Source organism: Microbacterium sp. LTA6 (genome assembly GCF_045690355.1).
In the GTDB taxonomy this organism is placed as follows: domain Bacteria; phylum Actinomycetota; class Actinomycetes; order Actinomycetales; family Microbacteriaceae; genus Microbacterium.
Window position 1 is genome coordinate 2,766,473 of record NZ_CP147855.1, and the last position, 12,249, is coordinate 2,778,721.

Below are 12,249 nucleotides of genomic sequence, written 5' to 3' on the forward strand. Positions count from 1 at the left end.
AGCCCTTCGACGCGCGAAGGACGGAGAGAGTCAGACGAAGAGGTTCGCCCGCTCGAGGTCTTCGGCGAAGTCGACCTCGACGGCGTAAAGGTCGGACACGTCCATCGGCTCGAGGAGCAGGCCGTCCTCGGCGATCGCGAGTTCGAGGCCCCGTTCGAAGTAGTCCTGATCCTCGACGCGCTGCAGCTGGCGCATGAACGCCTTCTTGTTCGCTGCCGAGATGTAGTTGATGCCGACAGCCTCACCGAGGCCGCCCTTGACGGTCTTCGACAGCTCCTTGATGAAGCCCTCGGCCGTGACCGTGTACTTCACCTCTTCATCGCTGACCTTCGCGGTGTTGACCGTGACGAACGACTGCTCGCGCTCGATGAACTCGACCGCGCGGCCGAGGATCATCGGGTCGAAGACCACGTCGCCGTTCATCCAGAGCACGCCGCTCTTGCCGGTCGCCGCAAGGGCGCGCAGCAGGCTCTTCGACGTGTTGGTCTCGTCGTAGCGCTCGTTGTGGACGTAGTTGACGCTCGGGAACGCCTCGATGATGGTCTCTGCGCGGTAGCCGACGACTGCGGTGATGCGTGCGTCGGTGCCGAAGGCGGCGCGGATGTTGTCGTGCTGCTGGCGCATGATCGTGCGGCCGTCGCTCAGTTCGGTGAGCGGCTTCGGCAGGGCGCGACCGAGGCGTGAGCCCATGCCTGCGGCGAGAATGACGGTCTGAAGAGTCACGAGTGCTCCTAAAATGAAGGTGTGTTCACGGCCGGTTCATCGGCCAGACACTTCTTCGTGCCGAGAGTCATGCTAGCGAGCGAGCCTGGGAAGCCAGGGGCCGGAAGGCCCCTGTTGCCATTTCGTGATCGAGTACACACCGAACACTCAGGCTCGACGAGCGCGCGGTCTTCCGCCTATCCATCGGCTGAATTGTTGCGCAGTGTCCGTGACAAGTCTGCACCCGTTGATACCTTAGAACAGTGACTGCTACCGGGGATGACCGCATCGAGAAAGTGGACGACGCCGCGCCCGCAGCCAAGAAGACGCCGGTGAAGCGCACGAGTACGGCAAAGGGGTCTGCCCAGCGCACGCCCGCCCGGCGCACACCGGCCAAGGCCGCGGCCGAGAAGGCTGCGCCCACCGCAGAGGTCGTCGCCGAGCCGATCGCGAAGATCCCGGCGACGAGCAGCGCGGATGCCGCGACGAACGTCGCGGCGCAGACGGCAGCGGCCCGAGCCGCGGCGTCGAAGTCGGCGAAGGCCACGGCCGCAAAGACCAACGCCGCGAAGACGGCGGCGGCGCGGAGAGCAGCAGAACGCTCGGCCGCCGCAAAGACGACGGCGAAGACCACAGCAGCGCGTTCTGCTTCCGCGAAGACCACGGCGGCGAAGGCGGCCGCGGCCAAGGCGGCGGCGACGAAGGCTGCAGCGGCCGAGAAGGCAGCCGCGGATAAGGCAGCCGCCGAGAAAGCGGCTGCGGAGACGGCGGCTGCCGAGAAGGCGGCCGCTGAAAAGGCAGCCGCCGAGAAGGCAGCCCACGAGGAATCGGCCGCGGAGGAGCTGCGCGGCGGGGAACTCGCGGCAGCGACGCCGATTGCAGAGGCGCCGATCGAAGAGCTGTTCCGGGAAGAACTGGCCGTGGAAGAGGTCGCCGTGGCAGAGCCGAATGCGGACGAAGTGGCCATCGAGCACCCGGCAGTCGATGAGACTCTCATCGACGAGCCTGGCGCGGAGGCTCTCATCGATGAGCCCGGTGATGAGGCTCTCATCGATGAGCCCGGTGATGAGGCTCTCGTCGACGAGCCCGACGCGGCGACGATCGTCGGCGAACCGGTCGCTGAGACGACTCTCGCGGTCGACGAGCCCGTCGCCCCCGCCCCCGCCCCCGCCGACGTGCGGGTCGCCGATGCACCCGCCGCCCGCGAAGACCCGGCGCCCGCACCCGGGAAGAACAGCCATCCCGCGGCGTCTGCGTCGACCGAGGCCATCCGCATCCGCGGTCTGGTGAAGAGCTTCGGCGACAGCCGTGCGGTCAACGGCATCGACCTCACCATCCCCGCCGGTTCGTTCTACGGCATCGTCGGCCCGAACGGCGCGGGGAAGACGACGACGCTGTCGATCGTCGCCGGACTCCTGCGCGCCGATGAAGGCAGCGTCGTCATCTGCGGCATCGACCAATCGGCCAAGCCGCTCGCAGCCAAGAAGATGCTGGGCGTGCTGCCCGATCGCCTGCGCACTTTCGACCGCCTCACCGGTCGGCAGCTCCTCTACTACTACGGACTGCTGCGCGGGCTCTCATCCGATGTCATTGAGAAGCGGGCCGGCGACCTGGCACGTGCGTTCGATCTCACCGAGGCCCTCAGTCGTGTGGTCTCGGACTACTCGGCCGGTATGACGAAGAAGATCATGCTCGCCGGTGCGCTCATCCATTCGCCGCGCGTGCTGGTGCTCGACGAGCCTTTCGAGGCCGTCGATCCGGTTTCGTCCGCGGTGATCCTCGACATCCTCCGCGCCTATGTCGCGCATGGTGGCACTGTGGTCCTCTCCAGTCACGGCATGGATCTCGTCGAACGCGTCTGCTCGCGTGTGGCGATCATCGTCGGCGGTGAGGTGCTCGCGGAAGGCACCGTCGAAGAGGTGCGCGCTGGTCAGACACTCGAAGCCCGTTTCGTCGAACTGTCCGGCGGAATCGGCGAGGTGGAGGGGCTCGAGTGGTTGCACACGTTCTCCGACTGAGAGTCGCTCTGCTCATCGGATCGCTCCGCGGTGAGCGCCGGGCGCGCACACTCACGGCGTTGGTGGCGGTCGTCGCCGCGACGGCCGTGGTGTGCTTCGCCGTCCTTAGCCTCGCCACCGCGCCGGTCGCCGTGGCCCGCACCGTGATCATGCTCGGCGGCGCTGCGCTGCTTCTCGGCTTCCTGATCGGACCGATCCTCACAGGCGCCGTCGACCAGCTCGATCCTCGACGGTTCGCCGTCTTCGGCGTGGATGAGCGCCGGATGCCGTGGATCCTCGTCCTTGCAGCGGTCATCAGCATCCCGAGCCTCGCGCTGCTCGCCGTCGACATCAGCGTGTGCGTCGTCGCCATCCGGCTGGGGGCTCCCTGGCCGCTCGCGGTGCTCATGAGCATCCTCGGGCTGATCTGCACACTGCTCGTCGCGCGCATCGGCATGGCGGTGAACGCGTTGCTGCTTCCCGAGCGTCGCTCCCGCGAGCTGACAGCCCTGTTCGTCCTGGTCATCGTGGTGGTCGCTTTCCCGGTCGCCGTGTTCCTCGCGTCGCTCAAGTGGGACGGGCACGTGCCCGGTCCGGTCGCGGCCGTCACCGCCACCCTCGGGGTCACACCTCTCGCGGCCCCGTTCGGCTTCCTGTTCGACATCGCAACGGACGACACGGCGGGTGCCTGGATCAGCGGGATCATCGCCGTCGTCACCGCGGTGCTGCTGCTGGCGGTATGGTCCTGGCTCGTCCGACGGCTGCTCACGACCACTGAACGCCCGGTCGCGGCGCGCGAGCGCACCGGTCTCGGCTGGTTCGGCCTGCTGCCGTCGAACGCCTTCGGTGCCATCGCCGCGCGGAGCCTGGTGTACTGGCTCCGAGACCGCCGCTACATCATGAACATCATCGTCGTCCCGGTCGCCGGCGCCCTCACGGTGCTGCCGCTGCTGGTCGCCGGTGTGCCTCTCGAGATCGCCGCCCTCGTGCCGGTCCCGGTGATGGCCCTCTTCTTCGGGTGGCTGCCGCACAATGATGTCGCCTACGACTCCACCGCCCTCTGGACTCATGTCGCGAGCGGGGTGCGCGGCGTCCCCGATCGCCTGGGTCGCCTGGTGCCGATCGTGCTCGTAGCCATCCCGGTGCTCGCCGTCGCCGTGCCGCTCACCCTCCTCCTGACCGAGGACTGGCGCCTGCTGCTGCCCCTGACGGGAGTGGCCGCGAGTCTGCTGCTGTCGGCGCTGGGAGTGTCCAGCGTCGTCTCGGTTGTCGCTCCGTACGCCGTCTCGCGGCCGGGCGACAGTCCCTTCCAGCAGCCTCAGCGGCCCGGATCTCGCGGGACCTACGGACCGGCCGCGGCGTTCCTCGGTGCGCTCATCGTCAGCATCCCGACGATCTGGCTTTTCGCGCGGACGATCGTCGAAGGTGATGAGTACGGACCTGCAGCCCTGTGGGCCGGAATCGCGACCGGTGTCGGCACGCTGATCATCGGTGTGGCCATCGGCGGTCGGATCTTCGAACGCAGCGGCACGCGCCTCATGGAGTTCGTCGAGACGGCGTGAGACACCGCCCGTGGCGGCGGCAACGCGGCTAGACTCACGGGATGAGTACTCCGCTGGACAGCCCCGATCAGGGCGGCGTGGCAACGCTTGATCGCGAACTGGAAGAGCTCCTCCGCGAGGAGAATCTCGAACCGGGCGACCATGAGCGTTTCTCGCATTACGTGAAGAAGGACAAGATCCTCGAGTCCGCGCTCTCGGGCAAGCCGGTACGCGCACTCTGCGGTAAGAAGTGGACGCCGGGTCGTGATCCGGAGAAGTTCCCGATCTGCCCCACCTGCAAGGAGATCTACGAGTCGATGATGGGCTGAGCTGAGTTCAGCTCGCGTCGACGAAAACTGTGGGGATCGCCGGGTCCGACTTGCTGAGCGCGAGCGCACGCACGGGAAGCTCCTCGCGTACGCGCAGGTGATGGGCACGGGCGGATGCCGTTCCGGCAGCGCCCTCGAATGCCGCGTCGATCTCGCCGGCGACGACGAGCGGAACCTGAAGAGCGCGGCCGTCCGGATGCTCGGACGCGGCGTCCAGCTCTTCGAACCCGTCGGATACGGCCACCGTCTCGGCGACGGCCACACCATCCGCGAGCGTGCGGAAAGCGGCTTTGCGTCCGCCGCGGGATCCCTTGTCGGTTGATGCCTTCGCGACGCCGATCCATGCGCCTGTGGCATCCTGCCTCGCGACGAGCTTGTAGACCATCCCCGCCGTCGGGTAACCGGATCCGGTGACCACCGAGGTGCCGACCCCGTATGCGTCCACAGGCGATGCGGCGAGGGCCGCGATCGCATACTCGTCGAGGTCGCTCGTGACGGTGATCCGGGTGTTCACCGCACCCAGCTCGTCGAGGTGGGCTCGCACCTCGCCGGCGACGATCGGGAGGTCACCGGAGTCGATGCGGACGCCGCCGAGACCGGTACCGGCGACGCGGATCGCCGTCTCCACCCCGGTGCGGATGTCGTAGGTGTCCACGAGCAAAGTGGTGTCCGTGCCGAGGCTCGCGATCTGGGAGCGGAAGGCATCTTCCTCGGTGTCGTGCAGCAGCGTCCACGAGTGCGCCGCCGTGCCCATGGTCGGGATGCCCCACCGGCGACCCGCCTCGAGGTTGCTCGTCGCACCGAAGCCGGCGATGTGGGCGGCGCGCGCGGCAGCCACCGCGGACTCCTCGGCGGCACGGCGCGATCCCATCTCCGCCAGGGGTCGTTCGCCGGCGGCGATGCTCATCCGGGATGCGGCGGTCGCGACGGCGGAGTCGTGGTTCAGCACGCTGAGAGCGAGCGTCTCCAGCACGACGGCGTCGGCGAAGGTGCCCTCGACGGTCAGCACGGGGGAGCCGGGGAAGTACAGCTCGCCTTCGCGGTAGCCGCTGATCGACCCGCTGAATCGGTAATTCTCGAGATGGCGCAGAGTGTCGGCATCCACCACCTGACCGTCGCGAAGATAGCGGAGCTCGTCGTCACCGAACCGGAAGTCGCGCAGCAGGGAGAGCAGGCGTCCGGTGCCGGCCAGCACGCCGAAGCGGCGACCGCCGGACAGTCGGCGCGAGAACAGTTCGAACACGCACGGGCGTGATGCCGTGCCGTCGCGCAGGGCGGCGGCGAGCATCGTGAGTTCGTAGCGGTCGGTGAGCAGCGCCGTCGACGAGGTCATCCGCTCAGCATAGTGAGCGATGACGCGCTCGCGCCGCGTGCGCGGGTAGGCTGGTGAGTCATGAACGACGCGCCGATCGGAATCTTCGACTCCGGTGTCGGCGGGCTCACGGTGGCTCGCGCGATCCACGCCCAGTTGCCCCGTGAATCGTTCGTGTACATCGGTGACACCGCTCATTCGCCCTATGGCCCGAAGCCGATCGCCGACGTGCGGCGGTATTCGCTGGAGGTGCTCGACACGCTCGTCGACCAGGGCGTGAAGATGCTCGTGATCGCCTGCAACACCGCATCCGCCGCGATGCTGCGCGATGCGCGCGAGCGGTACGACGTGCCGGTGGTCGAAGTGATCGGTCCGGCGGTGCGCCGCGCGGTCTCCACGACCCGCAACGGGCGGGTCGGCGTGATCGGCACGGTCGGCACGATCGGCTCCCGCGCGTACCAGGACATGCTCGAGGTGAACGAGACCCTCGAAGTGTTCACCGCGGCGTGCCCGCGTTTCGTCGAGTTCGTCGAAGCGGGCATCACCGGTACGCCGGAGGTGCTCGCGACGGCCGAGGAATACCTCGCGCCGCTGCGCGAGGCGGGCGTCGACACCCTCGTCCTCGGATGCACCCACTACCCGTTCCTGCGCGGTGCGATCGGCTACGTCATGGGGGAGGGCGTGACCCTCGTCTCCAGTGACGATGAGACCGCCGGCGACGTCTACCGCCAGCTCGTGCGCGGAGACCTGCTGGCGTCGCCAGATGCGACGGCACGCTATGTCTACGAGGCGACCGGTGACTCCGCATCCGAGTTCACCGCCCTCGCCAATCGCCTGATGGGGCACGAGGTGCGCGATGTGCAGCTGGTGCAGACCGGCGTCATCACACTTCCCGCATCCGCCGCCGAGCAGGCCCGCTCACCACAACCCTGAAGGAAACCCATGACTGACATCGTCCGCGCCGACGGCCGTTCCATCGATCAGCTCCGCGAGATCACGATCGAACGTGGCTGGAGCGCCCACGCCGAGGGGTCGGCGCTGATCAGCTTCGGGGGTACCAAGGTGCTCTGCACGGCGTCCTTCACCAACGGTGTTCCGCGCTGGCTGAACGGCAAGGGCAAGGGCTGGGTCACGGCCGAGTACTCGATGCTGCCGCGTGCGACGAACAGTCGCAACGACCGGGAGAGCGTCAAGGGCCGGATCGGCGGGCGCACGCACGAGATCTCTCGCCTGATCGGGCGCGCGTTGCGCGCGGTCGTCGACACGAAGGCGCTCGGCGAGAACACGATCGTCATCGACTGCGACGTGCTGCAGGCTGACGGTGGCACGCGGACCGCGGCGATCACCGGTGCGTATGTCGCGCTCGCCGACGCCATCGAGTGGGGCCGGGAGAAGAAGTTCATCGGCAAGAACTCGACACCTCTCATCGACTCCGTCGCTGCCGTGTCGGTCGGGATCATCGACGGCGCACCCATGCTCGATCTGGCATATGTCGAGGACGTCCGCGCAGAGACCGACATGAACGTGGTCGTCACCGGTCGCGGGCTCTTCGTCGAGGTGCAGGGAACCGCCGAGGGCGCGCCCTTCGACAAGCGCGAGCTCGATGCGCTTCTCGAACTCGGCGTCGCCGGCTGCGCCGACCTGCGCGAGCGCCAGATCACCGCGCTGAGCGCCTGATGAAGGTCGTCCTCGCGACGCACAATCCGCACAAGGTCGCCGAGTTCCAGCAGATCGTGGCGCAGACCCGGCCCGATCTTGAGATCGTCGGGTACGACGGCCCCGAGCCGGTCGAGGACGGCGTGACGTTCGAGGAGAACGCCCTGCTCAAGGCCCGTGCTGCGTCGGCGCACACCGGATTGCCGGCGCTCGCAGACGACTCCGGGATCTGCGTCGACGTGCTCGGTGGGTCTCCCGGCGTGTTCTCCGCGTACTGGGCCGGGCAGCAGAAGGATGCGGCCGCCAATCTCGCGCTGCTCCTCGACCAGCTTCGCGACATCGCCGACGAGCATCGTGCTGCGCAGTTCATCTCCACGATCGCTCTCGTCACCCCTGGTGGCACCGAGCACGTCGTGGTCGGCCGCTGGCCCGGCCGCCTCGCGCACTCGCCGGCCGGCGTCGGTGGCTTCGGGTACGACCCGATCTTCATCCCCGATGCGCAGCCGGACGGCGCCGTGCGCACGGTGGCCGAGTTCACAGCGGATGAGAAGCAGGCGCAATCCCATCGGGCCCGCGCGTTCGCAGATCTGATCCCCCTCCTCGCCTCACTTTAACCACTACGCTTGACGTGGTGCATTTGTAGTGGTTAAAGTGGCCGGATGCGAGAACTGACCTACTACATCGGCGTCACCCTCGACGGCTTCATCGCGGGCCCAGACGACGAAGTCGACTTCTATCCGCTGACACCGGGATTCGAAGCCTTCCTCGGAGCGAACCTGCCGGACGTCCAGCCGAGCCATGTGCGTGCGTCGATGGGCGTCGGCGACGCCCCGCTCACCGAGTTCGACACGGTGCTGATGGGGCGCAGGACGTATGAGCCGGCACTGCAGTTCGGGATCACCGACCCGTATGCGCACCTGCGCACGCTCGTGTTCAGCGGCACGATCGTCGATCCGGAGGACCCGAATGTCGAGGTCGTCCGCACGGATCCGGTGTCCCGCGTGCGTGCGCTCAAGGCGGAGGAAGGCCTGGGCATCTACCTCGCCGGCGGTGCAGGACTCGCGGGAGTGCTCCTCGACGAGATCGACCGCCTCATCGTGAAGAAGTATCCGGTGATCGCTGGTTCCGGCATCCCGATGGTCGGCCACGCATTCGCGCCGACGCAGTTCGCGTTCGACGACGCCCAGGCGCTCGACAACGGCTGCGTCGTGCTCCGGTATTCGCGCATCCGTGCGTGAAAAGGCGCCCGCGCTGAAGGTGAGAATCGTTACCCTTCCCGACTAGGCGAAACCGACCGTACGGGGCATTCCGCCGGTCTAGCCTGGGGACATGCACGATCACGCTCCGGCCTCCACCGGCATCCGCTCGGCCAGCAGTCGACGGCTGCTGGCCATCTCTCTGAGCCTGACGGCGACGGTGATGGTGGTGCAGATCGTCGGCGCTGCGCTCACGGGTTCGCTGGCTCTTCTCGCGGATGCCGCGCACATGTTCACCGACACCTCCGCCCTGGTGATCGCGCTCATCGCGAGCGCGGTGGCGGCACGGCCGGCTGACGACCGACGCACCTTCGGATACCAGCGGGCCGAGGTGTTCGGGGCGCTGATCAACGCGGTGATCCTGATCCTGCTCGCGGGCTGGGTCGCGGTCGAGGGCATCGGGCGGCTGCTGAATCCGAGCGATGTCGAGGTCGCCGGCACATTGATGCTCGTCGTCGCCGTTGTCGGCTTGATCGCGAACGCGATCTCGATGTGGCTGCTCAGCCGCGCGCAGAAGTCCAGCATCAACGTCCGGGGTGCGTACCTCGAGGTGATGGGCGATCTGATCGGCTCGGCGGCGGTGATCGTCGCGGCGATCGTGATCATGGTCTCCGGCTGGATGCCGGCCGATGCGATCGCTTCGCTGTTCATCGCGGCGATGATCATCCCGCGGGCGATTTCCCTGTTGCGAGAGGTGTTCTCGGTGCTCTCCGAGTCGGCGCCGAAGGGGACAGCGGTGAGTGAGATCCGTCAGCACCTCCTCGACTACGAAGGCGTCGTCGGCGTGCACGACGTGCACGTCTGGCAGCTCACCCGTGGGGCGCCGGTGTTCAGTGCCCACGTCAGCGTCGCGCCGGAGCTCCTTGCCGAAGGCGGCTCTGGCCGGTTGCTCACCGATCTGCAGACCTGTCTGGCCGACCACTTCGACGTCGAGCACTCGACCTTCCAGATCGAGCCGGCCGAGCAGCCCGACTGCGAGCCCCATCACGCGTGACGCGCGTGTTCTTCAGGGCTCCCGAACGATCTCGTCGGGACCCTTGTCCGGCCGTAGACCGCGCCAGCGGGCGTGGCGGAGAATGCCGTCCGGCGTCCAGTTCGCGAACTCGACCTCGGCGACGAGTTCCGGCCGCACCCAGAGGGCATCAGACGCGTCCGGAGCAGGGACGCCGGTCAGATGCGTGCGGTCGGTGCGCAGCGGTTCGAGTCGGGTGGTGAGGTCGCGCAGCATCCGATCGGTGAAGCCGGTGCCGACGCGTCCGATGTAGCGGATGCCGCCCCCGTCGGGGATGCCGAGCAGCAGTGAGCCGATCCGTCCGCCGCGATCACCCTTGCCCGGCCGGATGCCGCCGATGACGACCTCCTGCGTGTGCGTGTGCTTGAGCTTGAGCCATGAGGGCGAGCGCAGGCCCGGTCGATAGGTCGAGGCCGGGTCCTTGACGACGATCCCCTCCAGACCGAGCGCGGCACTCGTCTCCAGTGCGGCATCCACATCCTCGAAGACCGGAGGCACGACGACGGGAGCGTCGAGATCCTGGGCGATGCTCTCCAGCAGTTCCCGGCGGTCGCGGAGCGGAAGGGCGGTGAGGTCGTGCCCGTCCAGGCTCAGCAGGTCGAAGAGCTGGTAGACCACAGGGGTCCGTACGACCTCGCGCTCGATCTCGCGCGCCGAGGTCAGATGCATCCGGTTCTGCATCCGGCTGAAGCTCGGCAGGCCCGAGGTGTCGAACGCGACGATCTCGCCGTCGATGACGGCCTCGTCGATTGCGAAACCAGGGGCGCCGTCTGCGGTGAGCTCCGGGTAACGAGCGGTGATGTCGGTGCCGGAACGCGCCTGCAGGGTCATCCGTCCGTCGCGCCAGACGCCGATCGCACGGATGCCGTCCCACTTGATCTCCGCCCAGCCGGGGGAGCTGAGCCGTCGCGCGATCGGCGGAGTGCCGTGCTCGGCGAGCATCGGCTGGATCGGTGCGGCAGCGCTCTCGCCCCCGGCCCGTGCGGTGTCGGCGGATCGCTGTCGCGGAGCGGGGCGTGGCCGGCCTCGACGGTGCTCGTCCTTCATGCGGTGCAGCAACCAGGAGGACCTCTCGCCTTCTCCTCCCGTGCGGATCAGTGCGAGCCTGGCAGTGCTGAGCGGACCATCCGGCCGTCCGGTGAACGTGCCGATGACCTCGTCGTCGCGCCATTTCTCCAACGCGACCGTTCCGGTGTCCCACACCGTCATCGCTCCCGCGCCGTACTCGCCGGCCGGGATCGTGCCGGCGAAGGTCAGGTACTCCATCGGATGCGGCTCGGTCATCACCGCGAGATGGTTGCGATCGGCGGTCTCCGGGACGCCCTTCGGCACCGCCCAGCTGACGAGCACGCCGCTGTCCTCGATGCGCAGGTCGTAGTGGAGTCGACGGGCGTGGTGCTCCTGGATCACGAAGCGCCTCGTCATTCCGCCGTCGGAGGCGGCGATCCGCTCCGGCATCGGCTCCGGAGTCCTGGCGGCGTCGCGCTTCGCGAGGTACGGCGCGAGCGCATCTTCGCCGTCCGGTCGGAGCCCGGCCAGCGGGTCGATGCCCGCTTCCATCCGCTCGAGCACTTCGTCGAGGTCGAGCTGTGCCACGTCGGAGGATTCCAGTTCTGCCCACGTGCGGGGAGCGGCGACCCACGGCCGTGCGCGCCCGCGCAACGAGTACGGCGAGATCGTGGTCTTCTTGCCGTTGTTCTGGCTCCAGTCGAGGAACACCTTGCCGCCGCGGGCGGCCTTCGCCATCGTGCTCGTGGCGAGATCGGGATGCTCGCTCTCGATAAGGCGCGCCAGCTCCTTCACGACGGCGGAGATCTCGGTGCTCGTCTGAGTGCCTGGCAGTGGGGCGTAGAGGTGGATGCCCTTGCTGCCGCTGGTGACGGGCACGGGTTCCAGGCCCATACCGGAGAGGATGCCGCGAGCGATCATGGCGACCGCGGCGCACTGGGCGAGATCGGCGCCGGGACCGGGGTCGAGATCGAGCACCAGCCGGTCGGGGTTCCCCGGCAGGCCGTCGGCGCCGAATCGCCACTGCGGCACGTGCAGCTCGATCGCCGCGACCTGCGCGAGCCACACCAGTGTCGGGACGTCCTCGACGAGCGGATACTCCTTGGGGCCGTCCGAGTGCTGGATCGGCATGCGGGGGATCCACTCCGGTGCACCCGGTTCGAGCTGCTTGGTGAAGAACGCATCGGCGGGAGCATCCGCTGTGCCGACCCCCTCGACCCACCGCTTTCGCGTCACCGGCCGGCCCGCGAGCTGGGGGAGCAGGAGCGGGGCGATCGCGGAGTAGTAGGCGATGACCTCGCCCTTGGTCGTGCCGGTCTCCGGGTAGACCACCTTGTCGAGGTTGGTGATGCGCAGACGGCGACCGTCCACCTGCACGATCTGTCCGTCCGTCGCCATGACGTCAGGTTAGGGCACGGTACGCGATTACGGGGCTG

Annotated in this window: 11 protein-coding genes; 8 read left to right on the forward strand and 3 right to left on the reverse strand. The window is 68.1% G+C overall.

Annotated features, from left to right (window positions below; all coding sequences use genetic code 11):
* Positions 1-30: 30 nt before the first annotated feature.
* Complete coding sequence (locus LTA6_RS13015) at positions 31-723, reverse strand: phosphocholine cytidylyltransferase family protein (protein ID WP_341974179.1); 693 nt, start codon at positions 721-723, stop codon at positions 31-33.
* 242 nt (positions 724-965) lie between these two features.
* Here LTA6_RS13015 and LTA6_RS13020 point away from each other — a divergent pair, with 242 nt between their 5' ends.
* The 3 genes from LTA6_RS13020 to LTA6_RS13030 are packed head-to-tail and all read left to right on the forward strand — an operon-like array spanning position 966 to position 4,569.
* The gene (locus LTA6_RS13020) at positions 966-2,720 is read left to right on the forward strand and encodes an ATP-binding cassette domain-containing protein (protein ID WP_341974180.1); all 1,755 of its coding nucleotides are present in this window, start codon (positions 966-968) and stop codon (positions 2,718-2,720) included.
* The gene (locus tag LTA6_RS13025; RefSeq protein WP_341974181.1) at positions 2,696-4,261 is read left to right on the forward strand and encodes a hypothetical protein; all 1,566 of its coding nucleotides are present in this window, start codon (positions 2,696-2,698) and stop codon (positions 4,259-4,261) included. The genes LTA6_RS13020 and LTA6_RS13025 overlap by 25 nt, the downstream gene beginning before the upstream one ends.
* 41 nt (positions 4,262-4,302) lie before the next feature.
* Complete coding sequence (locus LTA6_RS13030; RefSeq protein ID WP_341974182.1) at positions 4,303-4,569, forward strand: DUF3039 domain-containing protein; 267 nt, start codon at positions 4,303-4,305, stop codon at positions 4,567-4,569.
* A 7-nt stretch (positions 4,570-4,576) separates the two neighbouring features.
* Here LTA6_RS13030 and LTA6_RS13035 read toward each other — a convergent pair whose 3' ends face one another.
* Positions 4,577-5,902, reverse strand: coding sequence for a nicotinate phosphoribosyltransferase (locus LTA6_RS13035; RefSeq protein ID WP_341974183.1), 1,326 nt, complete (start codon positions 5,900-5,902; stop codon positions 4,577-4,579).
* A 60-nt stretch (positions 5,903-5,962) separates the two neighbouring features.
* Between LTA6_RS13035 and murI the strand changes: the two genes are divergently transcribed.
* The 5 genes from murI to LTA6_RS13060 all read left to right on the forward strand — a co-directional run bounded on the left by murI (position 5,963) and on the right by LTA6_RS13060 (position 9,787).
* Positions 5,963-6,814 (forward strand): glutamate racemase, encoded by an 852-nt coding sequence (gene murI, locus LTA6_RS13040; protein WP_341974184.1) that lies wholly within the window; start codon positions 5,963-5,965, stop codon positions 6,812-6,814.
* 9 nt (positions 6,815-6,823) lie between these two features.
* Complete coding sequence (rph, locus tag LTA6_RS13045) at positions 6,824-7,558, forward strand: ribonuclease PH (protein ID WP_341974185.1); 735 nt, start codon at positions 6,824-6,826, stop codon at positions 7,556-7,558.
* Positions 7,558-8,151, forward strand: coding sequence for an RdgB/HAM1 family non-canonical purine NTP pyrophosphatase (gene rdgB / locus LTA6_RS13050; protein WP_407358017.1), 594 nt, complete (start codon positions 7,558-7,560; stop codon positions 8,149-8,151). Before rph ends, rdgB begins: the two co-directional genes overlap by 1 nt.
* 45 nt (positions 8,152-8,196) lie before the next feature.
* Positions 8,197-8,775 (forward strand): dihydrofolate reductase family protein, encoded by a 579-nt coding sequence (locus LTA6_RS13055; RefSeq protein ID WP_407358018.1) that lies wholly within the window; start codon positions 8,197-8,199, stop codon positions 8,773-8,775.
* A gap of 91 nt (positions 8,776-8,866) precedes the next feature.
* Positions 8,867-9,787 (forward strand): cation diffusion facilitator family transporter, encoded by a 921-nt coding sequence (locus LTA6_RS13060; protein WP_407358019.1) that lies wholly within the window; start codon positions 8,867-8,869, stop codon positions 9,785-9,787.
* 12 nt (positions 9,788-9,799) lie between these two features.
* On the opposite strand, the gene LTA6_RS13065 is transcribed toward LTA6_RS13060, so the two are convergent.
* A complete protein-coding gene (locus LTA6_RS13065) occupies positions 9,800-12,211 on the reverse strand; it encodes an ATP-dependent DNA ligase (protein ID WP_407358020.1) in 2,412 nt (803 codons plus the stop codon).
* Positions 12,212-12,249 lie beyond the last annotated feature (38 nt).

Bases quoted from the DNA above. Each gene is read 5' to 3' on its own strand.
- murI (WP_341974184.1), top strand. From the start codon at position 5,963: ATGAACGACGCGCCGATCGGAATCTTCGACTCCGGTGTCGGCGGGCTC.
- rdgB (WP_407358017.1), top strand. From the start codon at position 7,558: ATGAAGGTCGTCCTCGCGACGCACAATCCGCACAAGGTCGCCGAGTTC.
- LTA6_RS13065 (WP_407358020.1), bottom strand. From the start codon at position 12,211: ATGGCGACGGACGGACAGATCGTGCAGGTGGACGGTCGCCGTCTGCGC.
- LTA6_RS13035 (WP_341974183.1), bottom strand. From the start codon at position 5,902: ATGACCTCGTCGACGGCGCTGCTCACCGACCGCTACGAACTCACGATG.
- LTA6_RS13030 (WP_341974182.1), top strand. From the start codon at position 4,303: ATGAGTACTCCGCTGGACAGCCCCGATCAGGGCGGCGTGGCAACGCTT.
- LTA6_RS13060 (WP_407358019.1), top strand. From the start codon at position 8,867: ATGCACGATCACGCTCCGGCCTCCACCGGCATCCGCTCGGCCAGCAGT.
- rph (WP_341974185.1), top strand. From the start codon at position 6,824: ATGACTGACATCGTCCGCGCCGACGGCCGTTCCATCGATCAGCTCCGC.
- LTA6_RS13055 (WP_407358018.1), top strand. From the start codon at position 8,197: ATGCGAGAACTGACCTACTACATCGGCGTCACCCTCGACGGCTTCATC.